General features: G+C 45.6%; 17 protein-coding genes. 11 read left to right on the top strand and 6 right to left on the bottom strand.

The annotated features are described in order from the left end of the window. Positions 1-49: 49 nt before the first annotated feature. Complete coding sequence (locus JGK20_RS02285) at positions 50-955, bottom strand: ferritin-like domain-containing protein (protein ID WP_293185554.1); 906 nt, start codon at positions 953-955, stop codon at positions 50-52. Positions 956-1,048: 93 nt separating this feature from the next. Between JGK20_RS02285 and JGK20_RS02280 the strand changes: the two genes are divergently transcribed. The 8 genes from JGK20_RS02280 to JGK20_RS02245 all read left to right on the top strand — a co-directional run bounded on the left by JGK20_RS02280 (position 1,049) and on the right by JGK20_RS02245 (position 10,346). After that, a complete protein-coding gene (locus JGK20_RS02280; RefSeq protein WP_293229168.1) occupies positions 1,049-1,291 on the top strand; it encodes a hypothetical protein in 243 nt (80 codons plus the stop codon). Between the two features lie 79 nt (positions 1,292-1,370). Then, positions 1,371-1,772 carry a fasciclin domain-containing protein gene (locus JGK20_RS02275; protein ID WP_293185555.1) on the top strand — a complete coding sequence of 134 codons (402 nt, stop codon included), beginning with the start codon at positions 1,371-1,373 and terminating at the stop codon, positions 1,770-1,772. A gap of 537 nt (positions 1,773-2,309) precedes the next feature. Further along, positions 2,310-3,479 carry a GTP-binding protein gene (locus JGK20_RS02270; RefSeq protein ID WP_293185553.1) on the top strand — a complete coding sequence of 390 codons (1,170 nt, stop codon included), beginning with the start codon at positions 2,310-2,312 and terminating at the stop codon, positions 3,477-3,479. Positions 3,480-3,777: 298 nt separating this feature from the next. Beyond that, entirely contained in the window at positions 3,778-4,221 is a 444-nt protein-coding gene (gene dtd, locus JGK20_RS02265) for a D-aminoacyl-tRNA deacylase (RefSeq protein WP_293229165.1), read from the top strand. Positions 4,222-4,818: 597 nt separating this feature from the next. Continuing rightward, positions 4,819-6,057, top strand: coding sequence for a HetZ-related protein (locus JGK20_RS02260; RefSeq protein ID WP_293229162.1), 1,239 nt, complete (start codon positions 4,819-4,821; stop codon positions 6,055-6,057). Between the two features lie 13 nt (positions 6,058-6,070). After that, positions 6,071-6,238, top strand: coding sequence for a hypothetical protein (locus tag JGK20_RS02255; protein ID WP_293229160.1), 168 nt, complete (start codon positions 6,071-6,073; stop codon positions 6,236-6,238). A 690-nt stretch (positions 6,239-6,928) separates the two neighbouring features. Further along, positions 6,929-9,400, top strand: a complete 2,472-nt coding sequence (locus tag JGK20_RS02250; protein ID WP_293229158.1) for a bifunctional serine/threonine-protein kinase/ABC transporter substrate-binding protein — start codon at positions 6,929-6,931, stop codon at positions 9,398-9,400. Positions 9,401-9,626: 226 nt separating this feature from the next. Beyond that, positions 9,627-10,346, top strand: a complete 720-nt coding sequence (locus JGK20_RS02245; protein WP_293185546.1) for a PHP domain-containing protein — start codon at positions 9,627-9,629, stop codon at positions 10,344-10,346. Between the two features lie 237 nt (positions 10,347-10,583). On the opposite strand, the gene JGK20_RS02240 is transcribed toward JGK20_RS02245, so the two are convergent. From JGK20_RS02240 to JGK20_RS02220, 5 genes are all read right to left on the bottom strand, one after another. Further along, positions 10,584-10,958, bottom strand: coding sequence for a type II toxin-antitoxin system PemK/MazF family toxin (locus JGK20_RS02240; RefSeq protein WP_293185545.1), 375 nt, complete (start codon positions 10,956-10,958; stop codon positions 10,584-10,586). Continuing rightward, positions 10,951-11,175, bottom strand: coding sequence for a hypothetical protein (locus tag JGK20_RS02235; protein WP_293185543.1), 225 nt, complete (start codon positions 11,173-11,175; stop codon positions 10,951-10,953). Before JGK20_RS02235 ends, JGK20_RS02240 begins: the two co-directional genes overlap by 8 nt. A gap of 195 nt (positions 11,176-11,370) precedes the next feature. Further along, a complete protein-coding gene (locus JGK20_RS02230; protein WP_293185541.1) occupies positions 11,371-12,537 on the bottom strand; it encodes a CO2 hydration protein in 1,167 nt (388 codons plus the stop codon). A gap of 174 nt (positions 12,538-12,711) precedes the next feature. Further along, positions 12,712-14,226, bottom strand: a complete 1,515-nt coding sequence (locus JGK20_RS02225; protein WP_293189627.1) for an NADH-quinone oxidoreductase subunit M — start codon at positions 14,224-14,226, stop codon at positions 12,712-12,714. A 417-nt stretch (positions 14,227-14,643) separates the two neighbouring features. Beyond that, on the bottom strand, positions 14,644-16,518 hold the full coding sequence (locus JGK20_RS02220) for an NAD(P)H-quinone oxidoreductase subunit F (RefSeq protein ID WP_293185539.1): 1,875 nt from the start codon (positions 16,516-16,518) through the stop codon (positions 14,644-14,646). Positions 16,519-17,154: 636 nt separating this feature from the next. Between JGK20_RS02220 and JGK20_RS02215 the strand changes: the two genes are divergently transcribed. From JGK20_RS02215 to JGK20_RS02205, 3 genes are all read left to right on the top strand, one after another. Beyond that, a complete protein-coding gene (locus tag JGK20_RS02215; protein WP_006635059.1) occupies positions 17,155-17,466 on the top strand; it encodes a carbon dioxide-concentrating mechanism protein CcmK in 312 nt (103 codons plus the stop codon). Between the two features lie 108 nt (positions 17,467-17,574). After that, the gene (locus tag JGK20_RS02210) at positions 17,575-17,916 is read left to right on the top strand and encodes a carbon dioxide-concentrating mechanism protein CcmK (protein WP_006635058.1); all 342 of its coding nucleotides are present in this window, start codon (positions 17,575-17,577) and stop codon (positions 17,914-17,916) included. 421 nt (positions 17,917-18,337) lie between these two features. Then, positions 18,338-18,643: a EutN/CcmL family microcompartment protein gene (locus JGK20_RS02205; RefSeq protein ID WP_293185538.1), complete on the top strand. Its 306-nt coding sequence runs from the start codon at positions 18,338-18,340 to the stop codon at positions 18,641-18,643. Positions 18,644-18,731: the final 88 nt, after the last annotated feature.

Raw genomic sequence — 18,731 nt, 5'->3', positions numbered from 1 at the left:
CCCAGGCTGTGCCTGGGAACCCATATCCTGAGCTCTCCCTCACCTGTATCTAAGCCTTGGGCTTAGCAGCCGCGGGCTTCTTCTCAATCGGTTTTAATCCATTGAGGAACATCGGCACAAATTTCTCCACAAATGCTTGCGGATCTCGGTTCCAGGCCCGCTGAGCTACATCGACTCTGGTCATTTGCAAATCGGGGGCGAGCAGAGTGGCTGGCAAGCGTTCCATCAGGTATTGTGGGCGTTCCCACATCGGCATCGTGTTGGCAATGTCCACGAGACGGGTGACGCGACGCAGTTCTGCTCCCAGCATGATATCCATTCCCGATGCAAATGCTGCTTGTTCGATCGCTGCATACTTGCGTTTCGCCTGTTCCACCTTCTCGCGGTGTGCCGGGCTCTTCGCAGCAATTTTACCCAGCCAGCGGTTGCCCCAGCGGACGTGACCAGCTTCTTCGGGAAAAATCTTTTCGATGGTTTCGCGGATTTTGACGTTTTCGTCGGTTTGAGGAGCATTTTTGAGGGCGTGGATGTGCGCTGAGAAATACTCGCATCCCCGCTTCTCGGTGACGTTAATCGCCGCTAGGGAAGAAATTACAAAATCTTCGCGGTCTTTGGTAGGGTCTTTTTGGTCGCTGTCGAGCAACCTTTCAAATTCGTCAATGTAGGAGACTCCTGGCGGCGTTCCCACCTTCTCGCCGATGTCTGCGAGCAAGTCTGTAAGCCACATGGCGTGTCGCGCTTCGTCCGAGATATGCCGGGAAAGATCCCGCACGAGTTCGGCCGGTTCGCCGTCTAGCTGCTCGATCAAGTCGGTGAGGTCTTTGCAACTGCGCTGTTCGCTGTAGCGGTAGCGGTTGAGGGTAATCAAGTGGATTTCGCGATCGCGCACCACTTGACTTAAAATCTCGCGCGCTCCCATGCCGTTGCGAAGCTTGCGGGGATAGGCAACTGTCATGTTTGTATGTTGTTTTGTAAAGATACCTGTATAAGTGTAACGCAGTTTTTAGGATACCAATGACCTCAGCAGGCAGAAACTTTGTGTGCGCTTTTGGCAAAGATCGATCTTGAAGGTTTTGCCAGCTCAGTTATTTATGTCGATCGCCCTGAATTCACATTTAACACCGGAGGGGCGATCGCACGATTCGCGATCGGCTTACCAATGTATTTAGGAACAGGTTGTTTTGCATTAAAATACAATAAAATTTCGATATTTTTATCTACCTTTAGACAGGTATTTTATAAGTTATTTCTAGAAGAATATTTTGCTATTTATATCAGAATAACTGAATAAATAAAAGAAAAATTTAGGTAGCTAAATTAACTTTTAAGCGTTATATTGATTTATGGAAGACAAAACCTAGGTGACTCACTTGGCTGACATCGTTGATACCGCCGTTTCGGCAGGCTCTTTTACAACTCTGGTTGCTGCCGTCAAAGCTGCTGGTTTAGTCGATACTCTCAAAGGCACCGGGCCCTTCACAGTTTTCGCACCCACAGACGAAGCTTTTGCTAAGCTTCCCGCAGGTACTGTAGAAGCACTGCTTAAGGACATTCCTAAGCTCACAAAAATCTTGACTTATCATGTCGTTGCTGGCAAAGTTATGGCTGCTGATGTAGTCAAGCTGAAATCTGCCAAAACAGTTGAAGGTTCAGAAGTGAAAATTGATGCTTCCAATGGCGTCAAAATCAATGATTCTACCGTTACCACAGCCGATGTTGCTGCTGATAATGGCGTCATCCACATCATCGATACAGTCTTGCTTCCTGCGTAAGCACAGATTTAGATAGTGCAATAATACTATCTTGAGGGCGGTGGCTGTTGTTAGCCACCGCCCGATTTTAATTGATAGTTAAAAATAAATATCTTACCATAAAGAATTGGTTGAAAGCCCCAAGTCTTTTAAGGAGAAATTAAAATCAGACTATTCATTACTCCAATCCTCGGACTTCCAGGTAGATGTCGCTATCAACTGTCAAGCGGTCAACCCTTCGACTTCGCTCACGACAAGCTGTCAAGCGGTCAACTGAATGAAGCAGCGCGATCGCAAAAACCATCATAGAGCAGGGGGAATTGGTCGATCGCACGAAGCGATTGTCTGCCCCAAATTTGTCGCCGCTGGATTTACCGGAAAAACAGGCTGTAAGCCAATAGCATTCGTACTCTGAAGCTTATTTGCGGTTGATGCGTAGATGCCATGCCGCGAAACCCAAAATTTCTCCCAGAAACCGGGTTGATGGGGGCTGAGCTTAAATAAGATACAATAAGAACCACAAGGAAAGTGCGATCGACATTATTTGACAGTCAAGTTATGCAATCTACAACTCAGTCCGAGACAGAAACGGCGATGGACGCTCCCAAACACGGATTGCCCGTTACAATCATTACAGGATTTCTCGGCAGCGGCAAAACAACCCTGCTCAACCACATCCTGACCAACCAGCAAGGTTTGAAAACAGCAGTTTTAGTCAATGAATTTGGTGAAATCGGCATCGACAACGAACTGATTGTCACTACAGACGACAACATGGTTGAGCTGAACAACGGCTGCATCTGCTGCACAATTAACGAAGATTTGGTTAATGCAGTTTACAAAGTTTTAGAACGTCAAGAAAAGCTCGACTATCTAGTAGTCGAGACCACCGGACTCGCCGACCCGCTGCCAGTAGCTCTGACTTTTTTAGGCACAGAACTGCGCGACATGACCCGTCTAGATTCAATAGTTACAGTAGTAGACGCAGCCAACTACAGCTTAGATTTGTTCAACTCAGAAGCAGCCTACAGTCAAATAGCTTACGGCGATATTATTATTCTCAACAAAACAGATTTGGTTGAAGAAGCAGATTTAGATTTGTTGGAAGTTAAGATTCGCGATGTCAAACAAGGTGCTCGAATTTTGCGAACGGTAAAATCGCAAGTTCCCTTACCTTTAGTCCTCAGCGTCGGATTGTTTGAATCTGACAAATATTTCCAATCTGAGGAAACTTCTAGCAGTCACGATCATCACGATCACGATCATCACGATCACGACCATCACGATCACGATCATCACGACCATCACGATCACGACCATCACGATCACGGTCATCACGATCACGATCATCACGATCATCACGATCATCACGATCATGCCCATCACGACCACTCCGGCCATTTAGACAATGACGGATTTACCTCAATTTCTTTCCAAAGCGACAAGCCGTTTTCTCTGAGGAAATTTCAATATTTCTTAGACCACCAAATGCCAACAAACGTGTTTCGCGCGAAAGGGATTATGTGGTTTGAAGAAAGTCCGAAACGGCATATTTTCCACTTGAGCGGCAAGCGATTTTCAATGGATGACGACCAGTGGAAAGGTGAGCCGAAAAACCAACTTGTTCTGATCGGTCAGGGTTTGGATACCGAGACTTTGCGATCGCAAATCGAAAACTGTCTCTGTATGCCTGCACCCAATCGCGGGAAAGGATTCGGAAAAAACTAACCTGGACGCAACTGTCACATTAAATCCAGGTACGTAGTTGCGCTTAAGCGCTCTTAAAATCCAGGTATGTAGTTGCGCTTAAGCGCTCTTAAAATCCAGGTACGTAGTTGCGCCAGGTACGTAGTTGCGCTTAAGCGCTCTTAAAATCCAGGTACGTAGTTGCGCTTAAGCGCTCTTAAAATCCAGGTACGTAGTTGCGCTTAAGCGCTCTTTTTGGGATATCGGAAAGAGCGCTGAAGCGCAACTACGTACCTAAGAATTTATCCCTATATATGTCCAGGACTGTTTGAGATTTCCCATGCGAGTCATCATCCAGCGAGTCAAATCATCTCAAGTCCAAGTTAACGGTAAAATTATCGGCAAAATTGGCTGCGGACTCAACTTGCTTGTAGGTATTGCGGACACCGACACCGAAGCAGAACTCGACTGGATGGCTCGGAAATGCCTAGAATTGCGTTTGTTTCCCGACTCGGCCAGCGACGGCGGGCGCTGGGACAAATCCGTACAAGACATCGGCGGCGAGTTCCTGGTTGTCAGTCAGTTTACCCTCTACGGCGACTGTCGCAAAGGTCGGCGCCCTTCCTTCGATCGCTCTGCCGCCCCAGAAGCCGCCGAAAAACTTTATGAAAAATTTGTCGAAAAGTTGCGCCAGAGTGGCTTAAAAGTTGAAACAGGGCTGTTTGGAGCCATGATGCAAGTGTCGATCGAGAATGACGGCCCAGTCACTTTGGTATTAGAGTAGGTACGTTGTTGCGCTTGAGCGCTCAAGCGCAACAACGTACCTTTTTTTAATGTGCCAGTTGCGTCCAAGACTGACACTAATACTTCTTGTTCTCTTCTTTAGTATCTTCGCGGTTCGTTCAAAAAAAGCCGTTGCCCCTTTTAAAAGAAAATTTCTAAATTGACCGGGTTTCCCAACTGCTGTGGCGTAGGTTCTGAAGATAGTGCAGTTCGCTACATTCTGCCGAGTCTCAATTCCGCAATCTCCGACGCCGAAAACCCCCTCAAAAGGCCAGTTGCTAAATTGTCCACTCAGCGGCCCCGGAACACCGTCCATCTTTGTCGCGATCGCCACACCCGCATAACAGCTCAGAAGGCTTGTACAGTCAGGCTTTGAAGGCAATAAAATCTATCGTCAACAGCCAGCGCTTAAAATCAGATTCGGCAGCCAAAAAATGTTGCATGAGAGAGTGGAACACTGGCATCACTGTGCCTATCTGTATTTCCCTATATTCAATACATAGAGAGTTGAATCAGCCGTGCCAAGCGAAACCGCCAGCAACTGCCGCCTCGCTCCCTGAAAAATGTCCTCGCACTGCGCTACCACCCGATAAACGCCATGACTGTCACAACTGCCACCAACCCCGTCAACTGCAACACTGTTTCTAACCTCAACTTCATTCCAGCCGCCTCCACCGAACAAACCGCCGAAATCAATACAGTTTCCAGCATCGATGTCTTGGCTTTGGCTGAATTCGCCCTCAAAGAGTTGGAAGCAGAAATGAAAACTGCCAGCCGCAGCGCTCAAGCAGTGGCGATGCGAATTGCTAAGGAAGTCGAACGGATTTGCCAAAAAAGCGATCGCATCCAAATTTCCGGCGAAGTTGAAGCTTGGCAAATCACCTTGGCCGAACACCGGTTGCAAAAAACTCTCGAATTCTACCGCCTCGGTTCCAAACAAGGCCGCGTCCAACTGCACTCTCACCTCGCATCGATGATTTACCGTCATGTTGCTTCCTTCCGATCGAACTTGAACTTCCAAGCTCGCTACAACATGATTGAAGACTTTTTGCAAGGCTTTTACATCGAAGCTTTGCGCGCTTTCCGCCGCGAACACCAACTGGATCTCAACTACACTCCCCGCACCCAGATTGAATTGGCTGAGTACATGGCTTTCACCGAACAATACGCCAAGCGCCAAATCGGTTTACCCGGCCGCAACCGCCAACGCCTGATCGTGCTGCGCGCTCAAGGATTTGCTAAGGGCCAACCTCCTGAAACTGCGATCGACATTGAAATGGCTGTAGAATCCGGCAAGGGAGAAGATGCAGAAATGTACAGCCGCTCTCCGGCGCTGCAACAAGTCCGCGAACAAATGGTTTCGGAAACTGTCGATCCGGCTGATGCTGTGTTGCGCGATCGAGTAGTCGCTGAATTGATTGCTTATCTGGAATCGCAAAATCAGCCAGAATGTGTTAGCTACTTAACTTTAAAATTGCAAGACCTTTCGGCTTCGGAAATCGATCGCGTTCTCGGTTTGTCCTCCCGCCAGCGCGACTACCTGCAACAACGGTTTAAGTACCACGTCGAAAAATTTGCCCGCACTCAAAACTGGAAACTCGTTCACGAATGGCTGGGTGCTGATGTAGATCAAAAACTGGGCATGACTTCGGACAAATGGGAAACATTTCGCGCTCAACTGTCGCCCGAACAACAAGAACTGTTAGCAATGAAGCGGAATCAAGAATGCGATAAGGCGATCGCCACTGCACTCAACTGCACCCCCAAACAAGTCCAAAAACGCTGGGCACAACTGTTGGATCTGGCAAGCCAGACTCGCAACAGCACTCAAGCTTAACGGGTGATCCAACATGAACGCAAGTGTTTTATTGAGATTGGAAAATGCGATCGGGTGCGGCACCGGAACCGGAATGCCCGCCCCGCAGTCCGCTCTCAAATCTACCAGCGCTGCTCAATTATCACCCAAATTATCGCCGCTTCCCGGGAAATTCAATTTATTAAAACAACATTATTTGTAATATTTTTTCTTCCCAGCTTATGCCTGGGAATTTGTTTTTTATAGGAATCATTATCATATTTTATGTAATAAAAAAAGGTAAAAATGGTTCGTAGTGAGGACTTCAGTCCTCATAAAAATCCGAGGACTGAAGTCCTCACTACGAACTTATAAAGATGATTTTACCAGAGGTGAGGTCAGTAGTCGTAGGGTGTGTCGCCATCAACAATCCCTAAAAAATATCGACAATTTATACCATTTTTTTAAAATCGTGCAACACTCTTCGACCCCCCCTAGCCCCCCCGCTGTATTGCGGGGGAAGAATACTGTTGCATTCTTTTTTTAAATTGGTATTAACAGCGACGCACCCGATCGACAGGGTCAGTGTAAACAAACATAATATTTATTGTGTAGCATTTTTTTGTCAAAATAGTATCACAAACTGACGCACCTGACTAATATCGTGGCAGTGCATCAGTATCTAATCTCAGACTAGGAATTGAAATATTTCTCAAACTCACCTACCCTACAGATAAATACCTACAAATAAATAATTAAAAAAATTGCTTAATGAATGAGGAATTGCTGACAGTTATATTTTTTTTGACATACACCCACATAAATTTGATATACTGCCAAGCTGTATCTGGTAACAAAAAAGCTTATAATCAACATCAAAGACCTCAGCCAGTCAACAGGTGTTGGAAAATATATGTGTCTCAAGTCAGGGCATATCCTCCACGAAAACTACAAAATTATCAAGGAATTGGGACGGGGAGGGTTTGCGATCACCTACAGGGCTAACGATCTAGCCAAACCCGGAAATCCCGAGTGCGTTGTTAAGGAAATTCCTTTTCCTTCATCGAACGATCCGCGCGTCTTGCAGAAGGCAAGGATGCGATTTGAAAAAGAAGCTAGCGCTTTGTACCGTCTCGGCAATCACCCGTGCATTCCCGAATTATTCGCTTTTTTTGAAGAAAATGACCATTTTTACTTAGTTCAAGAATACATTAAAGGAAATCAGCTCAAGGAAGAACTCACTCCAGGTAAACAGTGGATGGAGGAGGAGGCGATCGCCTTGTTGCGAGAAATTCTGGAAATTTTACAGTTTGTCCATAAAGAAAATATTATTCACCGCGATATTACACCTTCTAACTTAATTCGGCGCGAAGCAGATAAAAAACTTGTTTTAATTGATTTTGGGGCTGTCAAAGAAATCAGCACTTTGACGGCTGACTCTACAGGTAAAATATTCACATCGCAGGCGATCGGCACCAGCGGTTATATGCCGGCCGAACAATCCAACGGGCGTAAAGCTCAACCTTATAACGATATTTACGCCCTAGGAGCGATCGTCATTCAAGCTCTAACTGGGCAGCATCCTAGAGATCTCCCGGAAGATCCCAAGACTTGTGAAATTATCTGGGATTACTTGATGCACAATCGACAGACTTTACAAGTTAGCGATCGTCTAAAAAATATTCTTAATAAAATGGTTCGCTACCACTTTAAAGACCGCTACCAATCTGTGACTGAGGTTTTGGAAGAGTTGGACGCGATGCGATCGCCTCCACCACCCGAAACAAAACCTCATAAAGCGATCTCGCCCCTGCCAGCTAACCCAGGGCCTCAGTCACCAAAACCTGAGCGGGTGTTGCGAGATCGCTTTCGGTGGCTGCTGTTAGGTGTTGCGGTAATTGCGGCAGGGGCGATCGTAATTTCAATCCCCAAAATTTACCCGCTAATCCCCAGAATTTCCCAGCCACAAACGCTACCTACACCCTCCCCAGATGGTGTAAGTTCTGGCGAAAAACTTCTAGTGCAAACCTCCGCCCTTTGGTCAAAACAAAGGGGAATCAATGAGTTTGCCGAAGCCAATTATTCTGAAGCTTTAAAATTGCTCAAACAGTCCTGGCGAGAAGACCGCAGAGACCCAGAAACTTTAATTTACATGAACAATGCCCTGCTCAAAGCAATCAATGCAGAGTATTATACCATCGCAATTGTTGTTCCCATCCGCAGAAATCAGGACGGTAGCATTGTCAACGCAGATTTAGCCGAAGAACTGCTGCGAGGTCTTGCTCAAGCTCAAACTGAAGTTAATTTAGGTCTCCTCGTTGCAAATAACAGCAATAAAGATTTTCCCGGTCAAGGCTTTCTCGAACCAAAAGCTATTAGGAAAAAAGGTCTCAGAATCATCATCGCGGATGACGGCAATATCAAATCCTACGCAAAGCAAAGGGCAAATTACCTAGTCACTCAGCCCGATATTTTAGCCGTCATCGGACACTACACCAGCGACATGACCGTGGAAACAGTAGATATTTACAATCAAAATAAACTAATCGCCATTTCTCCGGGAAGCACAACAGAAGAACTAACGCGCAAACCTCGGAAATTTTTCTTTCGGACAGCCCCAACAACTAGCAAAGAAGCTGAAGGCTTAGTAAATCAACTGATTAAAGTCGGTGCAAAAAAAGTAGCAGTTTTTTACAATCCCAACAGTCCGTTTAGCGCTTCTTTGTGGGAAGAATTCAAAAAGCAATTTGAAGCCCAAGGAGGTTCTACTTTTAGAACCAGTAATTACGACTTATCTAAAAATGATTTTAACGCCGAAGCAGCAATCAAAGAAGTTGAGAAAGCCGGAATAACAGCCCTAGCTGTCTTTCCAGACGGTCAAGTTACTAAGGCTGGAGAAAATGCGATCGAAATGATTAAAATCAACAACAATCGCAATTGGATGGTCGGCCCTTGGACTCTATACGATCCGAGAACTTTAGAAGCAGTAAAACAGGTAAAGTCTGTTGAAAAACTCGCCGTATCCGTGTTTTGGCATCCGTTAATCAGTTTTGATAAAAAGTTTCCAGTTAATGCTGAAAAATTGTGGGGAGGCCCAGTCAATACTCGATCGGCTTTAACCTACGATGCCGCTAAAACGCTGATTAAATCCCTAGAATTACAGCCAGAACCCAGCCGTGAAGGAATGCAAAAAACCTTAGCATCTCCAGACTTTAAAGCTGACGGTGCCACGGGTATAATTGAGTTTGACTTGACAACTGGAAATCGGAAAAACCCTCCTAAAGCTTTAGCGCACGTTGTTCCGTGTGCTAGAGAACAATTTGGTGTTACGTTTGTGCCGATCGAATTTCCGACAGCCGCCGCCGCAGGTTTAAAGTGCGACTAACGCTTTGCCAGAAAGAATTGGTTGAAAGCCCGCCCGCCCGGGAGAAATTAAACTCAGACTATTCATTACTTCAATCCTCAGACTTAAGGGTAGAGGTTTCTCTCAAACTGTCAACTGTCAACTGTCAACTGTCAACTGTTGAAAGTACCTGTGGGTATCAGCCCCCAACATTTAAAGAAAAAATTAGATATAGTTAACAAAGCTAGTTTTTTTTATAATAATGCTTATGACGGTCAATCTCGCTCCCTCAACAAGTTCTAGCCTCAAACCAGAATCCCAGAATATCTCGGCACTCAAACAAGTCTTGCAGACGATTGATGCCGATAGCTGTCCGGGTTCCTATAACTTCCATATGCACACAGTCTACTCCGACGGGCGATTGAAGCCCGAGAAATTGATGGAACTTGCGATCGCAGGCGGCCTCAAAGGCTTCGCTATCACCGATCACCACAGCACCAAAGGCTACGTTCAAGCTCAAATTTGGCTGGATAACTGGAAATTAAAGCATCCCGACAGGACTACCGCAGCGCCGACTCTTTGGACTGGCGCTGAAATTAACGCTGAATTGCTCAAAAACGACGTACACATTCTCGCTTACGCCTTCGATCCTGAACATCCCAGTCTCACACCTTACTTGCGAGGTAAAGGCACTGAAGGCCACGCTTCTTATTCCGCAGCCAGGGTAATTGAAGCGATTCAGGAAGCAGGAGGTTTAGCAGTTCTAGCACATCCTTGCCGGTATCGATCGATCGCAGATCAACTAATCCCAGAAGCAGCCCGTCTTGGCATTGACGGCGTAGAAATTTACTATGCTTACGGTAATCCTAATCCTTGGAAACCGAGTCCCAAACAAACTGCTTTAGTCAAAGATTTAGCTGAAACCTATGGTTTGCTGGGAACTTGTGGAACTGATTCTCACGGCCTGAGTCTTCTTGTCCGAATCTAGATAGCATTAAGGTGCGTCATGGGATTTGGTATTTGAGCTTTTAGATTGGCGATCGGCGATCGAAATTATCATGCTGACCGCATTTTCGTTTGCTGGTTCAAAAGAGTTTGGGAAACTATAGCCTTTCTCAGTAACATGAGGTACTCTCAGATCGAAAGCATCGGAGGAGCCAGCGTACCTCACAGCGCTTGACAAACGTTATAGATAAACGAGCGAAGCGAGAAAACGAAACCTCAATCATGTTTCTTTAAATACCAAATTAAAACCCAGCTCAATACAGACAGCCTTCTCAATTTCTTCCCAATAAAAATCTTCTAAAACTCCCTGTTTGTTTTTAATTCTTTGAGCATCTACAGCTCTCATTTGACTTAAGTTTATGTGCCGTTCTCCGTTTAGTCCATTTTGCGAAGTTGGAACAACATTCACAACGAATGGATAAGTTTTTTTCCAAGGCAATAAAGGGGCAACTATTGTAGTTGTCCCATTTTGATTGCCAACATCATTCTGCAAAATTAGACAAGGACGCTGCTTACCGGTTTCATGACCGGTCGTGGGTTCTAGATCGACCCACCATATTTCTCCTCGTTTGTAAGTTAATATCCCGTTAGGCATTTAAACCATCGCCTACCGCAACATCCCAAACGGAAATCTCTTCTTGAAAATCAGGATCGCTAGCCTGCTCTTTATAAGCATTTTCCAGCTCTTGCATCATAATCCTCCTTTTTTCCTTCCAGAGAATTTCATTTATGAAACTACTACGATTACTTGCTAGCCGATCGACAAAATCTAGAATTGTGTCATCCAAAGTAATACTGACTTTTTTGCTCATAAATTATTAATTTCATGCGACTGACGAGTATGACTGTACTATCATACTAACCAATGCTACAACCTTTGTCAAGGTTAATCTAGAGCTTCAAGAAGAGGTAGCAGCCCGGAGCCCAGCCTTTCATAGATGTGACGTGCTGGATTCCGATCGAGATTGCTTCCGCTCCCGATCGTAGCAACAGACATCCAGCCTCTTTCATCTTTCCGGGAACAACTGACAAGCCCTGATAGTTGGCTGATTTGCCCAATCCAAGCGAGAAGTGCCAAATCGATCCATCCAACCTTCTAAATAAGCCCGATTAGCCTTTTTTTCCTCAGGATCGGAGGTGTTCATCGGATGAGGTGCTAAACCGAAAATAGTCGCTGTTGTCACGCAAAACATCGACTTCTGAAAACTTTGGCAAATTTGTACGCGCAAATCGTCTTCACCGCGACAGCTAGTTCGATAAATTTCGTGCAAATAATCGGGCAGATAATGCCGCATATCTTGCATCAATTGAGTTGGTGGAATTCCTGCACCTCCGATGGGTAAAGGATCTGCAAACAAAGCCCCGTAGCTAAATTCTTTTTGTTCTTCTGGGATTTGATGTGCTTGGGCGTTGTAGGAAACTGTGCCAAAAAAAGCTGTTCCTCTAAAGAAAACTGCTTCTACATAAGGTACTGCTACATCTGCTAAAAATGTCAAGTTGGCCGATGCGGGCAGGATATCGTAGACTTCGCCGCGAATCTTGACGCTGTAGGTGATTGGTAGGGCTGCGGCGCTTACTAAACCGGCTAAGACGAAATCTACTATCTCTGCGATCGACTTAATTGTACCGGCTTCGTAGCGATCGGACAAATCGATAAATAAATCGCTCATTACCCGCCAAAACTGCCCCAAACCCGTGTAATAAGCCAACATCCGCACTTGTTCGGGTAAAAACTCTGGGAATGCTTTGTGGAGTCCCTGCATCAAAAAGTTGCCTTTTAACTTAGCTGCGATCGCCTTTTCGGCCAAATTGCTAAATTCTGGAGTATCCAAATAACTGTCCAAACCGCCGCCGCCGTGCCACATCATGGTTCTCATGCAATATTCGGCATACTCAAAATTTATGCGATCGTGCCACAAATAGCGCAGTAATTTCGGCGCTGTCACTTCTCCGTTGAAATATTTAAAAAACGGGAAAAGCACTAAAAATTGTTCTTCTGCGATGTAGTTAAGATTGCGAGAATACGCATCAAGAACTATGGCGTAACTTTTGAGAACTCCAACCACTTCTACTACATTTTCGGTAGATTCTGGAAGTAAAGCTTTGCCTGATTCCAAGATGTCAATGTAGGCGGATAGGGGATGGGAAGATGGTTTTAATACGGTACTTGTCATTTGATTTCCTCAACCTTAATTGAATAACTATGTTTTAGCTTTGGTTCGTAGTTGCGCTTGAGGGTTCATGAGAGCGAGTCAACGCACAACTACATTGAATAACTATGTTTTAGGTTTGTAGTTGCTCTCTTCGCCGGCCGGCGCTCAAGCGCAACTACATACCTATGAAAGATTTCACTCCAAGTTTTGAGCAACTTGTTTAACTTGTGCGGGTACAGTCGATACTAAGCCGATCGCAGTTTTCTCACTCAAAGCCACTAAAACTCCCGGCTGCAATCCCATGATGGTGATGATTACGGCTAAAACTAGCGAAGGAATGCGATCGCCCCAGCGGACTTGCGGCAAATTCACCACCAAATCGGAAAGGCGCCCGAAAAAGGCGCGGTTGACCATAATTAAAAAGTAAACTGAAGTCAAACCAGTCCCGATCATGCAGAGCAAAGTTTGGATCGGAAACACTGGTAAACTGCCCCTAAATATCAAAAATTCAGCAATAAATCCCGACAACCCGGGAATGCCGGCACTCGCCATTACACCGACAATCATTAAACTGCCAATTACCGGCAAACCGCGATCGGGATTGAACAAACCTTTGAGCACATCTATGTTGCGACTGCCGGATTTTTTGTAAACAATCCCGACACTCAAAAATAGCAACCCGGAGATTAAACCGTGGCTAACCATTTGCAACACAGTTCCTATCATACTAATCTCAGTAGCTGCGGCGCTAGCTAACAAAATGTAGCCCATGTGCGCGATCGAACTGTAAGCTACAATTTTTTTCATGTCTTTTTGGGCGATCGCGCAACTAGCCCCGTAAAGCACACTCACCACCGCCCAACTCGCCAACCAAGGCGCAGCCACCGCCCACGCATCCGGGAACAAACCCAAACCAAAGCGCAGCATCCCGTAGGTTCCCAGCTTCAACAGCACCCCCGCCAGCAGCACCGAAACCGGAGTCGAAGCTTCTACGTGAGCATCTGGCAGCCAAGTATGAAAAGGCACTAATGGAATCTTAATCCCAAAAGCGAGCAATATCCCTGCCAGCAACACAATTTGTCTGACCAAAGGCAACGGCGAGCCTCCTTCCAAATGCGATGCACCGGCTGCACCAACCATATCAAAACTAGAAGCACCGCTGAGCCAAGCTACACCCAAGAAAGCAGCCAGCAATACTATTCCCGAAAATGCCGTATAGATTAAAAACTTAGTAGCGGCATAGCCTCGGCGCTCGCCTCCCCAAATTGCAATTAACAGGTAAAGCGGAATTAGTTCTACCTCGAAAAACAGGAAAAATAGCAACAAGTTTTGAGATAAAAAAGCTCCGGTGACGCCGCCACTAATTAACAGCATCAAAGAATAATAAAGTCGAGGTCTGCGGATCGCCTCATCCGTAGCGTAAATCGCTACACCTGTCAGTAGGGTATTTAAAATTACTAAGGGCAGAGACAAACCATCAACGCCGAGATTGTAATTAAATCCCAAATCATCGATCCAAGGAATAAATTCCGAAAACTGTAATTGACTGCTGTTGGCATCAAACTGAGCTGCCACAAACACCGATAGAATAAAAGTTACACCCGCAATGGCGATCGCGGCATTCCGAACTATTTTAGAGGCGATCGCACCGGGCCAAAACCCAATCAGGGCGGCCGCCAACATTGGTATCCAGATTAAAGCACTGAGCATCAATTAAAACTTTCCTTTATTACACAATATTTAGAACTATATTTAAGATTAACCCAAAGCCACTGCATAAAATAGCGATCGGTTAATTTTCTTATTACAATAGATGCAAATTTCTCGAAAATCCTCCTATGACTTCTAGTCTTACAGATCGAGAAGATTTGCAAGTTAAATGGGAGCATCTCATTTTTGCAAAAAATATCTTTTCTGGGAGTGCTGTCCCCCCCGAGCAAGGTGTACAATACTCGCTCGGGGGCGACAGCACTACGACATAATTTCACTGCCCGAACTTTTACCCGGTTGGGAAGTTCCGGTTATAGAATTGTGGCCGATCGACTTTGAATAAAACTAGGGACAAAGCAGACAAACCAAAAACAATTTATCTGCGTTTATCCCCGTTCATCCACCAAAATCTGCGGTTTAGAATTGCCAAATAATCAGCGCCAGTAACGCCGCAACTCCCCCCGCAATAGTCAACACATAAAACTGCGATTGACCGGTGCCGCTGTATTTCAAACCTTCACCGCTGAAAATTGTGGCAAAACCGAACAAATTCACCGCCCCATCTACTACATACTTGTCAGTCCAAGCGCTGACTTTCGCAATAGAAGCTACGGCCCAAACCACAGTCAAGCGGTAAACTCGATCGATATAAAAGTCGTAAGCAAACAAATCCTGCACCGCTGGAATCGGCAGTCGTACCGGTCGAGGTAAAACGTTGTACCAATAAATCGCCACGCCAGCCCCAACCCCAATCAAGCCAGATAACACCAACAGTGGAGTATCCAGAGTCTTCAACAGCAAATTTAAACTATCAAAATCCCCAGTTTCCGCCCAAGGCCCAGTCCAACTAATTAAAAGTTGCCACTGCTGCAACATCCAAGGCACTAACAGCCCAATCACCGTCAAAATTACCATCGGCAAAGCCATCGGCCAACCGACTTCGGGAGCTCTGCGAGTTTTGGGTTGCGGTTTTCCGACAAATACTAAGGCGAATACGCGAGTTAAATTGAGCGCAGTTAAACCGTTAACTAACAGCAGCACAACTACCAACCACAATGGCACTGTCCAAAAACCGTTCAGCCACCGTCGCATTACCCAAAAGTTGCCCATCGGCAATAGGGCTACCATCCCCGCAGCGCCAACTAAATAAGCCATTGTCGTGGCGGGCATCTTTGACCACAACCCACCCATTTCTGTTAAATCTTGAGTGTTGGTTGTGACAATCACTGACCCTATGCTCATGAATAATAGTGCTTTGGCGATCGAGTGCGCGAACAGCAACAGCAATGCAATGTCAACGTGATTCTGCCCGACCGCGATAAACACTAAACCCATAGAAGCGCTGGTAGAATGCGATAGTGTTCTTTTGATATCGATTTGGGCGATCGCCACTAAGGAAGCCCCAACAGCCGTCACCGCACCCAAAACCACCAGCACCAAACCAGTTATCGGCGACAGCGCTAAAACAGGCTGAAGTTTAATCAAAACATAAGCCCCACCACCCACAACCACCGTATTCCGCATAATCGAAGCCGGGTTCGGCCCTTCCATCGCCTCGTCGAGCCACAGGTGAAACGGAAATTGAGCGCACTTGGCTGTAGGTGCGGCAATTAAAGCCAAGCCTAAAAGAGTCGCAACTAAAGGAGATAAAGTTGCAGTTTCCGCCCATTCTTCTAAATCAGAAAAATTCAAACTTCCGGCTAAAGTTGAAAGCGTCACTACTCCCATCAGCAGCGGTACATCTCCTACACGCTTGGTTAAAAACGCATCTCTAGCCGCCGTCACTACCAGCGGTTGAGCGTACCAAAACCCGACTAGCAAATAAGTTGAGAGTGTCAGCACTTCCAGCAAACCGTAGGTTAGCAGCAGCGAATCGCTAATCGCAATCCCGCTAATTGCCGCTTCAAAAAAACCTAGCAGCCCAAAAAATCGAGCTAGCGCCCAGTCTTTTTCCATGTAGCCGAGAGCGTAAATTTGTGCTAGCAAACTCAAAACTGTCACTAGCTCCATTGCTCCGACGCTGGTCGTGGAGATTTCTATGGCAAAAGACAAATCTAAATCTGCTGCTTGCACCCAGTGGAGGAGCAAATGTTGGGGCGCTCGATCCCAAGTTGCTGTAAAAATCACTGACCCGTGGATGAAAGCCAACACACTCATCAGTAAATTGAAGTAAGCCGCAGGTCTTGGCCCTGTTGTGCGAACGGTTCCCGTAGACCACGGCAAAGTTAGAATCGCGCCTATTAAGCCATATAAAGGTATCCACCAACAGGTTTGGAGGAGAAATTCTGTCATTTAATTTATTCCTTAAACTTCAAATTACCGGCTACCTTTATACAAAGGCAGTTCCGGGCGATCGCGCCACAGTGTAAAAATTTGACGTAAAACTTTGACTAAACCCGATCGTATAGCTTTAGCAAAATAATTTGCACCCAAAATTAACTATACATTAAAGCATCAAAACTTAGTATTCTCTGAATACCAAATTACAGGCTGCTGGGGGTCGGCACTCAAAAAAAAAAGCCCGCATCTCGGCCAAGACTGTCTTTTTTGTCTGTTTACCCGCGATCCCCCCTGGGAAATCTCGAAGTTGACCGACACCGACATCCCCAGCCCCCACCCACCGAACTCTAGTTTACAGGTATTTGTACTTACTTGACTGCCAGCTCGCCGCCCGCATCTACTCCTCTATATATTAAGATTATTAAATAAATATTAAAATATTTGAAGTAACATAAAAAAATTTAATTTTTGTTATTAAACATTATGATGTTAGTTTATATTGTCAAGGTGGACAGCTTCCCCTATTCTATAAGGATAGGAAGCTTTACACTGCATTCCTAAATAATGTGGGCCTCCCCGTCCAAATTTTTAGATTTCTCAAAGATTTGTTACGGTAATTCCGCTAATCCTCAACTTGGAGATTCAAAAATGTCAATTGCCGTGGGAATGATTGAGACAAAAGGTTTTCCCGCTGTTGTGGAAGCTGCCGACGCTATGGTTAAAGCTGCTCGCGTTACCCTCGTGGGCTATGAAAAAATCGGCAGCGCTCGCGTCACCGTAATTGTGCGCGGCAACGTGTCGGAAGTCCAAGCCTCAGTTGCAGCAGGAGTGGAATCCGTCAAGCGGGTGAACGGCGGAGAAGTCGTCTCTACCCACATCATCGCTCGCCCCCACGAAAACCTAGAATATGTTCTACCAATTCGTTATACAGAAGCAGTAGAGCAGTTCCGAGGCTACTAAGTTCTTAGCGCGCTAAAAATTCGTTTGACGAAACGTTTGACGAAAAGCAGCGCGATCGTCAAAAATTTACAGTTTAGTTCCCAAAATATTCAATCAGGAGTAAAACCAATGGCAATTGCAGTTGGCATGATCGAAACCTTAGGCTTCCCCGCAGTTGTAGAAGCCGCTGACGCGATGGTCAAAGCAGCCCGCGTCACCTTGGTAGGATACGAAAAAATCGGTAGCGCTCGCGTTACTGTCATTGTAAGAGGAGATGTCTCGGAAGTGCAAGCTTCCGTAGCCGCCGGAGTAGAGTCAGTGAAGCGCGTTAACGGCGGACAAGTGATGTCCACCCACATTATCGCCCGCCCTCACGAAAACTTGGAATACGTGCTACCCATTCGCTACACCGAAGCTGTAGAACAGTTCCGCGAAGGCGTGAGCGGCATTCGTCCTCTCAACAGATCTTAATACAAGCCCGAGGCTGTTAGGGGCGTTTGGTAATTAAAAATTAAAAATTAAAAATTAAAAATCGCGATGTTTTTGATTTAATATTTTTAATTTTTAATTGAGGTAGTCATGGGATATTGGTTATTAGTCAGTCGATTTTAGATTTTAGATTTTAGATTTTAGATTTTAAAATTGACTCCACAGATTAATCTGGGAGATTTAAGTTTAAATCTAAGATTTTGGAATCGACAGTCAAAATCGTCTAGAGCTTGTATCCGTTTGTTTTACGGGTCATGAGTTATGAGTTATGAGTCATTAGTCATTAGTTAGTAGAAGAAACTACTATTTTATGCAGAAATTAGACTAAAAAAAACTCATAAAAAAAAGACAAGTGACGGTGTAAAAATGACAATTACCAATTACCTATTACCTATTACCTAAAATGCAAATGGCCAAAGTTCTCGGCACAGTTGTCAGTACCCAAAAAGAGCCGACGCTGAGAGGATCGAAATTTCTACTGCTGCAATTCATCGATGAAGAAGGTTCGCCAGTTCCCGGCTATGAAGTAGCCGCTGACTGTGTGGGCGCTGGTATAGATGAATGGGTTTTAGTCACCCGCGGCAGCGGGGCCCGGATCGCGCCAGGGAGCGAAAACCGTCCGATCGATGCTCTGGTAGTAGGCATTATAGATACTGTCAATGTAGAAAATCGCCTCATTTACAGTAAAAAAGACGACCCGTACCGCTAGTTGACAGTTGACAGTTGACAGTTGACAGTTGACAGTTGGCAGTTGACAGTTGACAGTTGACAGTTGGCAGTTGACAGTTGACAGTTGG

The organism is Microcoleus sp. PH2017_05_CCC_O_A (genome assembly GCF_020738785.1).
Classification (GTDB): domain Bacteria; phylum Cyanobacteriota; class Cyanobacteriia; order Cyanobacteriales; family Microcoleaceae; genus Microcoleus.
This window is presented reverse-complemented; position numbering and strand designations above follow the sequence as displayed.